The sequence below is a fragment of the Streptomyces sp. NPDC037242 genome, from assembly GCF_055604165.1.
The window spans coordinates 155,932-170,625 of the sequence record NZ_JBVJUY010000010.1 but is presented as its reverse complement, the minus strand read 5'-3'; the positions used below and the strand labels follow the sequence as shown (position 1 = coordinate 170,625).

The window sequence follows — 14,694 nt, the reverse complement described above, 5'->3', positions numbered from 1 at the left end:
TCAGGCCGCCGTTTCCTCTTCGGCGATGCCCAGCTCGGCCATGACGGCGCGGACCTTGTCCTCGGCGTCGGCCTGGAGCCGGGCGGAGGCCGCGGGGGAACCGCCGTCGGAGAGGACGATCACACCGGGGAGCGTCGGGTTCGGCGCGATGACCGTGAGCCCGGCCGGCTCGGTGCTGATGACCACGACCGCGCCCTCCAGGCTGACCCAGTCGGTGCGGTCCTTCAGGGCCTCCAGGATGCGGCCCTGCTTGTCGCGGAAGGAAGCACGCTCACCCATCCACACGCCCGCCTTGGACTTGGAGTCCACGACGTCCGCGTAGATGAGGTGGTTCTGCTTCTCTTTCCTGGGCTTCGGCATAGCTGATCTCCTTGGTGGAAGGGTGACTGCCCGGGACGGGCAGCTTGGATCCGCTCTGGTGCCGCCGGTCTGGTGCCGTACGGCACCAGACCGGTTTCGTGCACGGCGCCCTGGGCGCCGTTCCCCGTCGGTGCCGACCACTTGGTCAGCACCGACGGGAAGCCTGTTCAGCCCATGTCGCTGGGCTGTGTCGGGTGGACGACCGGCTGTAGGAGGCGGAGGGTGTCCGGATCAGCGGTCCATTCCCGACCCGAGTGATCCATCGGGCGCATGTGCGCCACCTTCCTGACCGGTCTGCCGGTGAGTTTCGATGCGTAGATCAGGACTGCGCCCACGGTTCCGCGACGTCCGCTGGCGGGGTGCGCGACGTCCTGGCCCAGGAGCCGGTGCCCGGTGTCCTCCGTGACCCAGAGGTTCGCCTCCGTGGTCGCGCTCATTGGGCACCCCCGAGGCCGAGGAAGGCGTCGAACTGGGCGGAGCTCCAAGTGGAGGGGTCGCCGTTCCGGCTACGGAATGCCTCGGCGGCCCGGGGCAGACTGCGGCGCTCCGACGGGGTACCGGCGGCCGTTTCCACATACGGCGCCACGACAGCCTCGTAGCGCGTGCTGGTCGCGCCGGGCGTTCGTCGGGGAAGCCGGGGGCTGCTCACGGTCCACTCCCTTTCGCTGGGGTCGTCGAGGTGGCGTAAGAGTCCCCCTGGTGCGGGTGTCGCGACCACGACGCGGGTGGTGTCATCTGGCGCTCGCGAGGGTGACCGGGGTGTCATGAAGGTGGCACTGCGATGTCATCTGCGCGGATTTCGTTGCGCGGCGAGGGTGTTGGCCGGTAGGCACGAAGTGGAGCGGGGCACCATGACCCGTCTCCTGACCTTGAGGGAGCGACCGATGGGCGATCCGGCCACGCTGCTGCGCGTGTTAGTCCAGCAACGGCATTGGCGTTACAGGGACTTCGTCACGGCGTTCGAGCGCGCGGCAACGCAGGCCGGCGTGCAGGGGATGTCGGTGTCGGAGGCACAGTTCCGACGCTGGACGTCGGGCCGGATCAAAACCTTGCCGGGGCCGGACACGTGCCGGGTACTGGAGCAGCTCTTCGAAGTGGAGGCCGCAGCACTGTTCGGGCCACCGCCCGCGCTGTCGACCTCGGCATCGGTGACTCCCACTGCGTACAACCTCGAAAGTGAAATCGCCATGACCGCACGTGACGCCGCTGATGAGGCGGGTGCTGCCGCCGCGCAGTCCGTATCCGACACGACCATCGACCAGCTCCGTGACGACGCCCTGTCCCTCGCCCGCTCGTACGGCGCCGTGAGCGCCTTCGACGTCTTCCGGCGAGCGAAGGTCCTACGCTCGGAGGCGGAGCATCAACGGGAACTCACCAAGGTGCCCATGCAGCAGCAGGACCTGCTGATCGTGGCGGGGCAGGCGTGCGCGCTGCTGTCGACGGCCGCGTTCGACCTTGGCGCCCTGGACGACTCGGCACGCCTCGCCCGGTCGGCGGCCCTGTACGGGGAGATGGCGCGGTTCGATCCGCTACGGGCCTATGCCACCGGGTCCTTGGCTATCTGCGCCTATTTCACAGGCCGGCCTTCGGAGGCCGTACGGCACGCGCGGACTGCGCTGGCCTACGCCGGTTTGGGCGACACGGCCAGGCGGCGGCTGTTGTCCATCGAGGCCCGTGCTCACGGGCACCTCGGGGACCGGGAGCGGGCCACCCGGGCGCTTGTCGCTTCCACGCGACAGGACAGGGGTGAGCGGGACGCACTGCACGACGACGTCGGCGGCGAGTTCGGGTTCAACGAGGAACGGCTGCTGATGTCCAACGGATCAACCGCCCTGCTCGTCGGCGACGGAGCGGGGGCGGAGGTGACGGCGCGGCGGGCGCTTGATCTGGTCGCGTCCCGGCCGCCGGCACGACAGTCGGTATCGGTACGGGGCAAGGCCGCAGCCGACCTCGCCGCGGCGCAAGTGCTTCGGGGCGACCTGGACGCGGCGGCGGCGACGCTGGAGGCGGTGTGGGTGATCCCGGCGGAACAGCGTGTGGCGGGGCTGTTGGAGCGCACCGGCGGCTTGCGCCGAGCTCTGACGGCACCCGCTTTCCGGGGAACGCGGGTGGCCGTCACGCTCGGCGAACAGATCGAGGAATTCGGGCGCCTCTCGGCGCCGAGGCAGCTGGGTACGGGGAGCGGGCTCCTTGCCATCGAGCCCTGACGCTGCCCCTGCCCCTTGCCTCCTGTATCTAAGGGTGGCCAAGGGCGGCGAGGATCTGGGCTTCCTTGCCTGGGTCCACTCCGTGCTCGGCCCACCTCGGGTGCTCGACCGGTCGACCGTCTGCCTGCATCCACGCCCAGGTGTCGGCAATGGTGTCGGCAAGCGGACGGCAGCGGAGCCCGGCCGCCACAGCACGGGAGGCGTCGACGGACCAGACCCCGGAGTGGGTGCGCCACAGTGGAAGCTCCGTCCACTGCTTGACGCCGTGCGCGGTGAGTGCCGCCGCATCGGCCCACACCGGGCTGCCGGTGCTACCGGTGACGGCCTGGCATGCGGCAATGAAGTCAGCCCAGCTGATGCCCTCGGGGTGGGCGATGTTGAACGCCCGGCCAGGGTCAGCGGTGCTAGCGGCCTGATCGACGGCGAACGTGGCGACGTCCCGCACATCAACGGGCTGGATCATCTGGGCGGCCGGCGCCGGGACGACGATCGGGCCGCCGCGCTGGGCACGGGTGAGCCACCACGGGAGGCGGCCGACGTACTCGCCAGGACCCAAGATCACTCCGGGCCGCAGGAACACCACGTCGTCTTCGAAGGCGGCGCACACGGCAGCCTCTCCACCTGCCTTCTGGAACCCGTACTTCGTCGGGCTGCCGTCAGCGCCCGTGTGCCCGAACGACTCATCGGCGTCTGGCGGGCATTCCAGCAGCGGGGAGTCCTCGGTGAGCGGGTGGTGGGGCCACCCTTGATAGACGGACACCGTGGAGACGTGCACCCACCGGGCGGCGGCCGGACGCAGGGCATCGGCGGCGAGGAGCACGTCACGGGGTGGGAACTCGCTGCTGGACGTGTCGATCACGGCATCCCACGGTCCGTGTGAGGCGAGTTGCTTCAGGTCGTCGGGACTCGTCCGGTCACCCCGGACCGTGTCGGCACCCTCAACCGCTCCGGAGCGGCCTCGGTTGAACGTCGTTACGTCCCACCCACGCCGAAGTGCGTCGTCAACGATCGCGCGACCAAGGAACCAGGTGCCACCCATCACCAAAATCCGCATGGAGTCGACCCTGCCACGAAGCACCGTGCGGGCACCATCCCGGCTCTCAGGGCGGCCTTGCCCGGATTGTGGCGGGATGATTGGCTAGTCGGACAGACGCCCCAGCAGGGCGCCCTGGCCGGACTGGAGAATGTGCGCGGCCTCCAGGGGGATCCAGAAGCACTCAAAGTGAGTCGGGTCCTGCTCGCCGTCGTGGTCCTCCTGGCTCATCCAGCGCTCCGGGGTCGACTCGGTCAGCTCCAGGTGGAAGACGTGCCGGTGCTGGATCTCGAACCGGTACGGGCTGATGTCGTACTCGGTCTCGCCGAGCTTGCGGACGATCTTGAAGTCCGACAGGCCGGTCTCCTCGCGGGCCTCTCGCAGAGCGGCCGCCTCCGGGGTCTCACCGGGGCGGATGCTGCCTGCGGGGACCTGGATGCCGACCTCCTCGTACGAGTAGTCGGTGTGGCGGAACACCAGCAGACGCCCGTCGCGCACGACGTAGACGAGGACCTTTTCCTTCGTGACCTTCTCGGGCACAGCGAATGCCTCCACTTGGCGAGTTGGACTACGGCAGGTCTGGCTGTTGCCCACGGCGTGTTCCGAGGGCTGGTTCAGCATTCAGTCGGTCGCCGCCTGGACGCGGCCCAAGGTCTTTCGGACGCGACGGGGGCCGCGTCCAACTCTTCCGCCGGCCTGGCGGAGTCGGCGGTGCGGGCGACCGGCCTAGGGGAAGTGCTTACGTGAACTGTGCACTTCCGAGAGCTGTCGGCGCTATGGCTGCTTCTCCTCCGGCTGCGGTCCGCCCTCGGTCGCTGCCTCCCGGACCAGTGCCCCCGGCGCTGGTCCGGGCCCGTCACCCCCGGGGCGGGCTCTGGCCGAGGCGCCTTCCCCAACGGGGAAGAGTGTCTTGGCCGATAACTTGCTCCGCTGGTGTCGGGGTTTGGCTGGAGGCGGCTGCGGCGACGCCTGCGTTCTTCGCGTTCCGCGTCGTGCATGCGCTGGTTCTTCGGCCGGATGCGTGGGCTGGTGGGCTCGTACGCGGTGGTGGTCCGCATGGAGCGGGAGTCCGTGGTCCGCGGCGCGGGGTGGGGCCGGACCGCCGAGCATCGTCTGAGGGCGGTGGAGTGCGTGTTTCAGGCAGCGGGGACGCCGGCCGGTATTCCGCGGACGGAAGTGTGGTCCGCACCTTGGTCCAGGCTGGTGCAGGGCTGTGACCTGCGGAGACTTTGGGTCACTCGGGATGCGTGCGAGAACCGTCGGCGGCGAGGTGGTCCGCGCGCAAGACGGTCAGGAGCTCGGTGAGGCGGTTCTCTGCGATGCCGAGGTCGGCGTCCCGGATGATCCCGCGGACCCGTCCGCGGGTTGGCTTTTCGTGCGTTCCTAGGACAGGGCGGACCAGCTCCAGCAATTCGTGTAGTTCAGCTTCAGGCGGGCGTCCGATCCTGTTCTGGCGCCGGGGCTTGTGCAGGGCTTTTTGTACCGCCGGAGGGTCATCGACTTCGGGTCTTGCCACTGGCGGATCCGGTCCACTGCTCTGCTCGGCCCCTTGGCCGCGAGGAGGCCGGACCGCGCGGTCCGACGCGGGGGAGGGCTGGCGGGTGATGAGGATGTGGAGGTGGACGGCGCCGGCGAGGGCGAGAGGTGCGAGGGTGGAGAGGATGCCGACGGTGACGTCGCCCAGCCGCAGGCCGCCGGTGGGCGGGGCGAGCTGGTTGAGGCGGATGGCGTGGAGGGCGTTGGCCCAGATGCTGGCGGTGGTGGCGGTGCCGAAGAGCGTCCACACGTACAGGCGAGCGCGGTAGGGCGCGGTGTGAAGGACGAGGAGGGCGCGGACGCCGTAGGCGATGAAGCCGTCGATCACCAGCGGGAAGAGGTACGTCAGGTATCCGCGGATGTGGACGGCGACAGCCATCTGCTGGAGCGCGTCGTAGGAGAGTGCGCATCCGGCGGCGCCGAGCGTGAGGATCGCGGCCCGGTCCCACGCCGTGGTGCGCGGTAGGGACGCGTACGCGTGTGAGGTCAAGCGGGGACTCCAGAGGGCCCTCCACCGGCCTCGCTGGGCGCGAGCGGTGGAGGGGCGGTGTGAAGGGGACGGAGGTGGTGGTGGAGTCGCCAGCGCTGGTCAGGCAGTGCGCGGGGCGGCCCGGCGGCGGTCGGTGCCGCTGAGGATGACCCGGTCGGTCATCTCGGCCAGGCGGGAGGCGACGCGGTCGCCGACGGCGTCGCGCAGTGCCTGGGTGGGGAGGTTGGTGGTGATGAGCGTGGGGAGCATCTCGGTGTAGCGGCGGTTGATCAGCCGGTACGTCAGCTCCTCGGTCCACTCGGACTGCTTGGCCGCGCCGAGGTCGTCGAGGATCAGCAGTGGGCACCTGCCGAGGTCCTGGATCTCGCGCTCGGCGTCGTGGCTGGGGCGGGGGCGGAGCTGGGCGTGCAGGTCGGCGGAGGTGACCGCCTGCCAGCGGAGCCGGACCCCGGCGATCAGCAGGGATCGGACGGCGCCGTACGCCTGGTAGGTCTTGCCGGTGCCGGTGGGGCCGACGATCAGCAGCGAGGGCCCGTGCGAGATCCCGCGGGTGCCGCCGGGGCCGACCCTGCCCATGCGCGTGACCTCGGCGGTCCAGGCCTGTACGCCGGGGTCGGTGGTGGTGGCCTCGCGGTAGCGGGCCGGGATGCGCCGGTCGGCCAGCTCCAGTGCGGTCACGGGCTCGGACGCGGGCTGTGCGGGGGCGGAGTCGGGGTCGATGCCCCGGGCGGCGAGGATCGCGTTCAGGCGGGCCGCCAGGATCCCGGCACGTTGCGGTTCGCGGGTTGCGGTCGTCACAGGGCGCCTCCGTAAGCGGCTTCGGCGTCAGCCGGGTTGGCGTAGGTCCGGTGGGCCTGGCGCACGGGTTGCTGCGGCGGGTTCATGGCCTCGTTGACCAGGCTGGGCAGCACGCTCGGGTGGAGGGCCTTCTCCCGCAGCCGTAGCAGTCCGACGCGGATGTGGGCTGGGTCGATGCCGTCGTCGAGAAGCTTTGTGGCGGACCGCCCGAGCTGTCCCAGCACCGCGCTGGGCGGGCGGTTGGGGCATGCGGCGGCGTACTCGGCGACCATCTGCTGGGCCGAGACGGTCTCGGGCGCGGGGGCGCCCGCGCCCCCCAACGGAGTTGATCCTAGATCCCTGATCCTAGGTCCTAGATCCGGACCGTGAGGGCTCATGGACGGCTCGGGGAATCGTTCGTGAGCCCTCATGGAGGCCTCAGTGAATCCGCTCTGACCTGCGGAAACGTGGCTCGCTGAGGGTTCGCGCCGTTCCTGTGAACCCTCGCGGAGGGATGCGTGAGCCTGTGCGGAGTCCTCATGGAGCCCTCCGTGAGTCAGCGGTGAGGGCGAGGACATCTGGCCGCCGTCGTGGTGGGGACAGACAGGATGGCGGACGCCGCTGGGGCGGTTGATCTTTTGGTGCTGGGCGAAGGTGACGATGTGCAGGTACCGCTTGCCGTCCTCGCCCTCGTACCGGCAGATCAGGTCGGCCATGGCGAGTTGGTTGAGGTCGTCCTCGACTTCGACGGGGCCGTGGTCGGGGCGCAGGGACCACAGCAGGCCGGCGATGACGGCCGTCTGGTCGCGGAAGCGCCCGTGGTCGTCGGCCTGGGTGAGCAGGCCGAAGAAGGTCCGTTCGGCGGCGATGCTGACGGCGGCCAGCGATTCGGAGCTGAAGGCTTCAGGCTTGATGGTGCGGATGCGTGCCATGTCTATCGCCCCGCCTTCGCGCTGGGCCCGGACGAGACGTGCGAAGTGGGCAGGGGTGTGTCGACGGCCGCCTGGGCCGTACTGTGGGGCATCTACGTTCCTCACCCGGCGGCGGCAGGCCTGGCAGCCCGTCACCACCGACTCGATCGTTCAGGAGTGGGCGGTTCGGTAGGGGACTCTTCGGCCCTCGGCGCTGGTACGCCGGGGGCCGTTTTCGTATTCCCTCACCGGATCGTGGCCAACATAGCCACACCCGGCGCGCGCAAGTCCAGCGATTCCGGCTACGGAACAGCACCGGTCGAAATCGCGGTCGCGGGTTTCGTTCACGATAGGGCCCGATTCGGGAATGGCCAAAGAGCCGGCGATGCGTGACGCCGCGAAGAAGAATGCGCCCTGAAGGGCCTTGACCGGAGTGCAGTCCTCGATCCAACTTGCCGCCTCCGCTGGTGCGGGGCGGTCGTGACCAGCAGGTCTCTATAGATGGGGAAAGGGTGTCTGGAATCGTCGCATATAGCGGTTTGGCTGCGAGCACACCTTGAGTTCATCCCGGTATTTCGTCGAACGCGAACGCGAACGCGGTCGCGGTCATGGGACGCCTATACATCCCGATCCGGGATTTCCGAAATCATGGATCCAGAGCTACAACAGGTTCATGCCCCGACGTCCCACGGAAATCGGCCCTGCCGGAGAACGGACCGCCGCCGCCATTGAGAACCTGCGTATAGCGCGAGGCTTCGCCCAGCGCGAGCTCGCCGACCGCGTAACCGCGCTCGGCCACCCCATGACCAACACGATGCTCTCCCGCATCGAGTGCACCCGGCGCCGCTGCGATGTCGACGACCTCGTCGCCATCGCCGCCGCCCTCGGGGTCTCCCCGCTCGCCCTGCTCCAGCAGGCCTCGTAGCGGTACTCCCCAGGCCGACGGTGTGCCAGCGCCGTCGCCCGGGCTCTCGCAGCGCAATCCCCGCCCACTCCTGAACCGCCGCCACGGCACCGGCTTGCCTGTCGCGCCAGACGAGGATCCGTCTTGCATCACTCGCCCATTCCCCTCGCCCACCCCGCGGCGCAGGCTCTGCCTCGCCTCTACCGCCCGGAGGAAATAGCCGAAGCCCTTGGTTGCTCCGCCTGGTGGGTCAAGGACCGGGCCGGCCGCGCCCTCATCCCATCCACGCGGGTCGGGCGGGCGTACCGCTTCACAGCCGAGCACCTCGTCGAGATCGTCAGGCTCCACGAGATACGGCCGCCCAGCGCACCAAGCCCCAGTGCACCCGCCATCCGCCCAGTGCCGCCGCTGACTACGGCTGTCCGCCCGGCCGCCCGCCTCCGGGCCCGCCCGCCCCGCCGCCTTCGTCAGGACGACTTCGACACCACCGCGTAGACGGATCAGTAACCAGAGGGGAGGTAATAGTGGGTTTCGCGGAGAAGCGCGGCAACTACTGGCGCGGTCGGTACAAGACGGCGCCCGGCAAGCACACCACGGTCGTCGACTCGACCGGAGCGACCATCAAGTTCGCCACCAAGCGAGAGGCCAAGCGGGTCGCCGACGAGGCGGAGATCGGCTTCCGGCGCGGTACCGTACGCGACCCGTCACTGGGCCAGGAGACGTTCGGTGAATACGCGAGCCGCTGGTACGAGGCCCAGGACCTGGCCGCGTCCACCATGCAGAACTACCGGCGCCACATCGAGGAGCACCTGCTCCCCGACTTCGAGGACAAGGCCCTCTCCGGCATCCTCCGCACCGACGTCGCGCTGTGGGAGAAGAAGGAACGGGCCTCCTACGCCGCCTCCAGCGTCAAGACCTGGCGGGCCACGCTCCACCTCATCCTCGCCGATGCCGTGGACGAGGGGCTTATCGACGCGAACCCCGCCGCCAAGCGCCGGGGGAGGGGCAAGCGGGCCGGCCGCTCTGCCGACCGCGGTCCGGAGAAGGTCGTCACGGACGCCCTCGGCGCCCTCCTGATCGCCGAGCGGGCTGCCCTGCTGTCCGGCCGGGACGACGAGTTCGTCGCAGTGATCCTCAAGGCGTACACCGGTATGCGATGGGGTGAAATTGTCGGTCTGGAGACCGAGTTCGCCCGCCGCGGCTCGGTCCGTGTCGAGTGGCAGCTGTACGAGCTCGACTCGGGTGTGATGGTCCGCTGCCCGCCCAAGGACGACAGCTACCGCACCATCGACGCCCCCGACTGGCTCTCGGCCCTCGTGGCCGACCACGTCGCCCGCACCAAGCCCACGCCGTGCCCGTGCCATGGCAGGACGTACGCCTTCCAAGGCCAGGGCACCGCCCGCACCGGAGGCCACCAGGGCGCGAAGCTGGTCGACGTAGCCCGCCGCGCCGGCGTTTCCACAGGCACGGTGTCCAACGTCCTCAACCACCCCGCTCGTGTGCGCGAGGCCACCCGTACCCGCGTCGAACTCGCCATCACCGAGCTGGGCTTCGTACGAGGCGGCGCGCCCTCGGAGCACGCCGCCCACTGGCGCCGCAATGGCTTCGCCACCTGGCTCTTCCACCCGGCGACGACGGGCTGGTACCCGAAGAAGGCGCCGCAGGAGCCCCGTCCCGTTCCGCTCCTCGGCGACCCGTTCCCGGGCATACCGGTCCGGGGTCGCAACGCCCAGGGTCGCGCCGACGCCTGCTGGACGGCTATCGCCAGGGGCCTCACCCCGCACGGCCTACGCCATTCCCACCGCACGCTCATGGAGGACCTCGGCACGGAGAAGGTCCTCATGGACGAGCGCATGGGCCACATCGACGGATCCGTCTCCGCCCGCTACGCCCACGTGACCCCGGGCATGCGCCAGCGCCTGCTCGCGGGCCTCACCCAGCAGTGGGAGGTAGCGCTCGATGCCCGCCTGTCGATGACTCCGAGGTCCCCAGTGCGTGCGCTCGACACGCTGCTGCGAGCTCGATCGGCAGCGCGGTAGCCGGACGGGGCACGTGCCGCGCCCGGCAGTACGTCAGTTGCGCAGGAGACGCCGGAGGTCGTCCAGCGGCAGGCGTGCTTCCCGAGCGGCGGCGCCCGCCTCGAAGTGGATGCCCTCGCTGCCGAGGACATCTGCGGGAGTTTCTGTGCGCCCCGGGTCGGGCCACTGGAAGCCGGAGCTGACAGCCCCCGACGTGGTGAGCACCCGCCAGGCGTTGGGGCACTTGCCGCAGGTTGCCAGGTGCGTACCAACCGGGACGGCATGACTGTCGATCACAGTCGCCACATCCCCGTAGGTCGTCCACCGACCGGACGGGATGGCTTCCAGGAGAGCGTGCAGACTCGACCAGTCCTTGCGGGTACCGCCGAGCTGCTTGGCCAGGTCCGCGAGGTGGCTGCCCGCCAGCGCTGCCCACTCGTCGCGGTCGACGGTGTCCGGGACGGGTTCGGCATCGACGTCCCACCAGGTGGTGCCCTGTATCCCGTCGGCCTTGCGGCTGGTCACGCTAGTGAAGATGTGGTTGGCCAGCCCGGTCGGCGTGTACGGCTTGCCGTCGGCTTCCCAGGTCAGTGGCTCGGTGGTGTTGTTGTTCCATGTGACGCTTGCGCGTCTGCCGTCCTCATCCACCCATGCGCGGATGCGCTCGCGGATGGATTCCGGTGCGCCATGCCTCGGTACCAGCCGCAGCCGCGCCCCGTCCGGCAGCAGACCGGCGTCGACGAGGACGTGCACCGCGTTGCGGGTGCGTGAGCGTTCCTCCAGCTTCTGGGCTGCGGCCTTGGCTTCGATCCGGGCCGGAGCGAGTGTGAACTCCTCGACCTCCGGGGTGGGATAGACCTTGGTGAACCCGGCGACGAGCTGCCCCTGGACCTTCCAGAGGCCGACCTCGATGAGGTCGATGTCGAGGTTCATCTCGGACAGCCACACGACGGTGTGGGTGACCTGCTTGGGGAAGCTAGCCGCGATGATCACCTGCCGAGGGCGCTGGAGCAGCTCCGGACTCCAGTCTCCGTCCACGTGGTCCAAGAGCCGCTGTCGGCACTCGTCGAGGTCGAGGCTCTGGCCCCTGCCCTTCAGGAAGTCACGGTGCGCCTGGGCCAGGGTGCCGAGGTCGAACCGGGAAACCAGGGCGGCGTAGGTGATCGCCTGGAGGTGTACGTCTCGGTCTGCCGTTCCCCGCTTCAGCTCGACCACCACGAGGCGCCCGGTGGCATCCAGGCCCAGGACGTCCAGTCGGTCCCGCGCCGGCACCCCGTCCGTGTCGGCCCACCGGTCGAACTCGGCGGTGATGACCAGCACCGACTCTCCGAGGACCTGCGGGTGCGCGATCACCCACTCCTGGAGGTGCTGTCGTTCGAGGAGCCCCTCCGCTGCGAGCGCGGTTGGTGCGACGGGTGCGGCCAAGGCCCCTTCGACGGTGAAGAGATGATCCACGCTGTCCCCCTGCCCCAGTCCGTCAGCCAGGCGCTCCCGCACCGACCGCCCCGAGCCTACGTGCGGGCCGCGCCCCGGGGCAGTTGCTCCGGTAGATCACGGACGGGGTGGGGCTGACTCCGAACTCAGCTCGCCGTCGAGATCTTGTTGATGGGCATCCGGCGATGCCGTCGACCTGGCTCAATGGAGGGATGGAGATCGGGGAGTGCTGGGCTTATCGGGCCAAGCCGAAGGAACTGGGCGGCGCCCTGCGCCAGGTGGAGATCGTCCGAATGGGCGCCTCCGGCAGGTCAGGAATCCACGTGCGGTTCCTGGACGGTGATGAGGCCGGACTACAGGAGTGGGTCAGCGCCGGCTGTCTGCTCGTGCTCTGGGCTGATGTCGACGCCTTCCGTGCGGATGACACGGCGGAGCTCGCCCTGGCCGAGGCGTCAAGGGAGGCGCGGGGGAGCGCCGAGTTCGAGGCGGCGCGGATGATCCTGGGCTTCGTCCGCCCCAAGGGGAGGCTGCGTCTACGCAAGGCGGTGGCGGACGCGGGCGTGCTGGAGCTCGGACACCTCGACGAGACGGCGCCGCTGGTCGGCATGGACCCCGCCGAGCTTCGCGGCGACGGCATGGTTCACGAGGACCGCAACGGCCTTTGCCTGGTCGGCTGGCCGGTAGCCGAGCGGATCGCGCGGCAGGTGGCTCAGAGCCTGGCCGAGGAGGTCCTGCCGGAGGTGGACCACCGTCAGCAGGCCGTGGATGAGGAGCGCGCCCGGCCCTCCTGGCACTCGTACCACCGTCGGGACGACCGCAAGCTGGACGCGGAAGCGGCCACGCTGCGCACGGTCCGGGAGTGGTGCGGGGAGGAGAAGGCCGAGCGTTACGACGAGCTCGTCGCCCTACGCGCCGAGGTGCTGCGACTCGGCGAATTGGTCGAGCAGGCGGTGAAGGCGCTCCGGGACCGTGGGCACGGCGTCATCGCCTCCACCATTGAGCGCGGCCTTGGGGTCCATGTCTCCAGCCTTGGTCCCGACGTACGTCGTTGAAACCGTCCCGCCACCGCTCGGGCTCCGCCTTGGGCGGTGTGGGCTCCGCCGGTGGCTGAACCTTCTCCGGGCGGTGTGGGTGCCAGCCGTCGAGGAACGGCCGCAGTTCGTTCTTCGTCGGCTCCGCGTGGAAGTTCCGGACGCCAAGCCCCTTCCCGTTCAAGGTGGGGTCCAGACGGTCGGCCTCCGTCCGGCCCCAGGCCGACCACTCCCGGAGCCGCTCGGCCTCGAAGGGGTCCTGCGTCTGGGCGGCGGCCTCGTCCAGCGCGGTGCAGAAGGTTCGGATCTCTCCGGCTGCTCGCCACTGTTCCAGCGCGGTGCCGAAGTGCTCGGCCCGAGCGGCGTCCACCGCCTTGATCGAAGCCACGCCGACTGCGGCCTCCCACTCCCGCTGGGCGCGCTCCTGCCTCTCGACCTCCAGTCGGCGGTTCTCAGCTGCTTGCCGTTCCCGCTCGTCCTGCTGCTGGCGCTGTTCGGCCTCCCGCTCCAGCCGGGCCCGTTCCTGCTCATCGGCCCGGGTTCTCAGCGCCCGGAGTACCGAACCGATCTGGTCCTCAAGCGGCTTCTTCTCGGTGTCGGCCCACTCCTTCTTCCAGCCGTACTGGTAGCCCTGTTGCTGGGCGAGGACCATCTCCAGTTCCCCGGATGGCTCGAACCGTTGCGCCGGGACGACCCGCTGCCAGTCGTACGTGCGGCGGCCCGCCGGCTTGGGCACGTACCGGACCTGCTTCTGCCGTTCCTTGAAGGTGATCTCGTATGTACGGCCATGGATCGTGAGCAGTGGCCTCGGCTGCCTGCGCTTCTTCGAGACCGCGATCTCCCCGTGGAGAGGGAGGGCCTGCTCGGCGATGAGGCGAAGCAGGGACAGAACGCGGGGAAGTGCCCCGTCGGAGATCTCGAAGGCGCTGTGGTCCGCGGTCACGGCCGCGAGGACATCGTCCACGTCGGTGATCACGCGGCTGCGTGCCAGACGGATCCGGTTCCACTCCGTGTCGTCCTCGCCGGTCACCCGGAGCAGCCCCAGGAAGAAGTCCCCCTTGGTCCGCCCGCTGTACTTCAGGTGGTACCCGGCAGGCGCACACTGGCGAGCCGCGTCGAATGCCCTTCGGTAGCGGGCCCGCGCGGCCTCGTCCGGGTTGGGGACTCGGAGGAAGCGGCCGGCCTGCTGCACCTCGGTGATCAGAGCCCGTCCGATGTCGGCAGGAGAGGGCCGTGGTGCTCTGGCAACGCGCTGTACCGGGGGTTTCTGCTCCGCAGCGGCCTTCTCCGCGACGTGGGCGGATTCCGGCTTCTTGGGTCCGGGCGTCGTCGCCGGGCGGCTCTTCCGCAGTGCCGGGTCAGGCCGGTCGGGGTGATGGCCGTGCTGGAGGTAGAAGCGCCCGACCTCGGTGATCTCCGCCCGCCACTTCCCGCCCTCTTTGGGCATCGTGACGTGATCCCGCGCTTTCAGGGCCCTGGTGGTGACGGCGAGTTCGGGAGTGTCTGACGTGACAGGTTCGACGCCCTCCTCGATTCGGGTCAGGAGGGCGAGCTGGCGATCGTTGAGGGGTGACCAACGGTGCATGTGATCGTCGTACCGTCGGCGCTCGTGCCGGCACAAGCCATGCGGTGAGCTTTCCGGGCGCTCGGCCCGGCTCCCCGTGGGAGCCGGGCTCCGAGGTCGGCTCCCAGATGGCTCCCAAGACACGCCGGTAAGCCACTCAAGGCCTTGGCCCGCGATGCGAATCAAGGCCTTGACCTGGTCTTACGGAGTAGGGCTTAGGAGACGATTTGGGCGAGAGCACCGGTCAGGGCGGCCGCAAGGGTGAGCGCGGCGGCGAACGTGGTGGCGGCCCGCATGAGAGCAGCGGGATAAGTGGCGCCATCCAGCCGAGCGAGCAGGCCCGCAGCGGCGGAGGCCAGAAGGGCGAACATGACGACCAGCGCAGCGATGACGAGGACAACGACAAAACGGGTCACGGCAGGCTCCCTG

At 69.7% G+C, this 14,694-nt stretch carries 14 protein-coding genes; 5 read left to right on the top strand and 9 right to left on the bottom strand.

Annotated features, from left to right (window positions below):
• Entirely contained in the window at positions 1-360 is a 360-nt protein-coding gene (locus ACZ7GJ_RS14750; RefSeq protein ID WP_470751792.1) for a hypothetical protein, read from the bottom strand.
• Between the two features lie 851 nt (positions 361-1,211).
• Between ACZ7GJ_RS14750 and ACZ7GJ_RS14745 the strand changes: the two genes are divergently transcribed.
• Positions 1,212-2,567 carry a DNA-binding protein gene (locus tag ACZ7GJ_RS14745; protein ID WP_470751791.1) on the top strand — a complete coding sequence of 452 codons (1,356 nt, stop codon included), beginning with the start codon at positions 1,212-1,214 and terminating at the stop codon, positions 2,565-2,567.
• A gap of 28 nt (positions 2,568-2,595) precedes the next feature.
• Here ACZ7GJ_RS14745 and ACZ7GJ_RS14740 read toward each other — a convergent pair whose 3' ends face one another.
• The 5 genes from ACZ7GJ_RS14740 to ACZ7GJ_RS14720 form a co-directional block, all read right to left on the bottom strand.
• Complete coding sequence (locus ACZ7GJ_RS14740; protein ID WP_470751790.1) at positions 2,596-3,621, bottom strand: NAD-dependent epimerase/dehydratase family protein; 1,026 nt, start codon at positions 3,619-3,621, stop codon at positions 2,596-2,598.
• Between the two features lie 84 nt (positions 3,622-3,705).
• Positions 3,706-4,140 carry an NUDIX hydrolase gene (locus ACZ7GJ_RS14735; RefSeq protein ID WP_470751789.1) on the bottom strand — a complete coding sequence of 145 codons (435 nt, stop codon included), beginning with the start codon at positions 4,138-4,140 and terminating at the stop codon, positions 3,706-3,708.
• 694 nt (positions 4,141-4,834) lie between these two features.
• Positions 4,835-5,626 (bottom strand): DUF2637 domain-containing protein, encoded by a 792-nt coding sequence (locus ACZ7GJ_RS14730; protein WP_470751787.1) that lies wholly within the window; start codon positions 5,624-5,626, stop codon positions 4,835-4,837.
• 99 nt (positions 5,627-5,725) lie between these two features.
• Positions 5,726-6,424 carry an ATP-binding protein gene (locus tag ACZ7GJ_RS14725; protein WP_470751785.1) on the bottom strand — a complete coding sequence of 233 codons (699 nt, stop codon included), beginning with the start codon at positions 6,422-6,424 and terminating at the stop codon, positions 5,726-5,728.
• Positions 6,421-7,335 (bottom strand): hypothetical protein, encoded by a 915-nt coding sequence (locus ACZ7GJ_RS14720; RefSeq protein ID WP_470751783.1) that lies wholly within the window; start codon positions 7,333-7,335, stop codon positions 6,421-6,423. The genes ACZ7GJ_RS14725 and ACZ7GJ_RS14720 overlap by 4 nt, the downstream gene beginning before the upstream one ends.
• A 652-nt stretch (positions 7,336-7,987) precedes the next feature.
• Between ACZ7GJ_RS14720 and ACZ7GJ_RS14715 the strand changes: the two genes are divergently transcribed.
• The 3 genes from ACZ7GJ_RS14715 to ACZ7GJ_RS14705 all read left to right on the top strand — a co-directional run bounded on the left by ACZ7GJ_RS14715 (position 7,988) and on the right by ACZ7GJ_RS14705 (position 10,257).
• Positions 7,988-8,239 carry a helix-turn-helix domain-containing protein gene (locus ACZ7GJ_RS14715; RefSeq protein ID WP_470751782.1) on the top strand — a complete coding sequence of 84 codons (252 nt, stop codon included), beginning with the start codon at positions 7,988-7,990 and terminating at the stop codon, positions 8,237-8,239.
• 123 nt (positions 8,240-8,362) lie between these two features.
• The gene (locus ACZ7GJ_RS14710; RefSeq protein ID WP_470751780.1) at positions 8,363-8,713 is read left to right on the top strand and encodes a DNA-binding protein; all 351 of its coding nucleotides are present in this window, start codon (positions 8,363-8,365) and stop codon (positions 8,711-8,713) included.
• A gap of 29 nt (positions 8,714-8,742) precedes the next feature.
• Positions 8,743-10,257, top strand: a complete 1,515-nt coding sequence (locus ACZ7GJ_RS14705) for a LacI family DNA-binding transcriptional regulator (RefSeq protein ID WP_470751778.1) — start codon at positions 8,743-8,745, stop codon at positions 10,255-10,257.
• Between the two features lie 33 nt (positions 10,258-10,290).
• Here the strand turns inward: ACZ7GJ_RS14705 and ACZ7GJ_RS14700 are convergent, their stop codons facing one another.
• The gene (locus ACZ7GJ_RS14700; RefSeq protein ID WP_470751777.1) at positions 10,291-11,691 is read right to left on the bottom strand and encodes an MGMT family protein; all 1,401 of its coding nucleotides are present in this window, start codon (positions 11,689-11,691) and stop codon (positions 10,291-10,293) included.
• Positions 11,692-11,882: 191 nt separating this feature from the next.
• Between ACZ7GJ_RS14700 and ACZ7GJ_RS14695 the strand changes: the two genes are divergently transcribed.
• Complete coding sequence (locus tag ACZ7GJ_RS14695) at positions 11,883-12,722, top strand: PE-PGRS family protein (RefSeq protein ID WP_470751775.1); 840 nt, start codon at positions 11,883-11,885, stop codon at positions 12,720-12,722.
• On the opposite strand, the gene ACZ7GJ_RS14690 is transcribed toward ACZ7GJ_RS14695, so the two are convergent.
• Complete coding sequence (locus ACZ7GJ_RS14690) at positions 12,652-14,148, bottom strand: PE-PGRS family protein (protein ID WP_470751773.1); 1,497 nt, start codon at positions 14,146-14,148, stop codon at positions 12,652-12,654. The genes ACZ7GJ_RS14695 and ACZ7GJ_RS14690 overlap by 71 nt on opposite strands.
• A gap of 332 nt (positions 14,149-14,480) precedes the next feature.
• A complete protein-coding gene (locus ACZ7GJ_RS14685; RefSeq protein ID WP_403874726.1) occupies positions 14,481-14,681 on the bottom strand; it encodes a hypothetical protein in 201 nt (66 codons plus the stop codon).
• Positions 14,682-14,694 lie beyond the last annotated feature (13 nt).

Coding starts and splice junctions, on each gene's coding strand:
- ACZ7GJ_RS14695 (WP_470751775.1), top strand. CDS start 11,883: ATGGAGATCGGGGAGTGCTGGGCTTATCGGGCCAAGCCGAAGGAACTG.
- ACZ7GJ_RS14690 (WP_470751773.1), bottom strand. CDS start 14,148: ATGCCCAAAGAGGGCGGGAAGTGGCGGGCGGAGATCACCGAGGTCGGG.
- ACZ7GJ_RS14720 (WP_470751783.1), bottom strand. CDS start 7,335: ATGGCACGCATCCGCACCATCAAGCCTGAAGCCTTCAGCTCCGAATCG.
- ACZ7GJ_RS14740 (WP_470751790.1), bottom strand. CDS start 3,621: ATGCGGATTTTGGTGATGGGTGGCACCTGGTTCCTTGGTCGCGCGATC.
- ACZ7GJ_RS14715 (WP_470751782.1), top strand. CDS start 7,988: ATGCCCCGACGTCCCACGGAAATCGGCCCTGCCGGAGAACGGACCGCC.
- ACZ7GJ_RS14750 (WP_470751792.1), bottom strand. CDS start 360: ATGCCGAAGCCCAGGAAAGAGAAGCAGAACCACCTCATCTACGCGGAC.
- ACZ7GJ_RS14745 (WP_470751791.1), top strand. CDS start 1,212: ATGACCCGTCTCCTGACCTTGAGGGAGCGACCGATGGGCGATCCGGCC.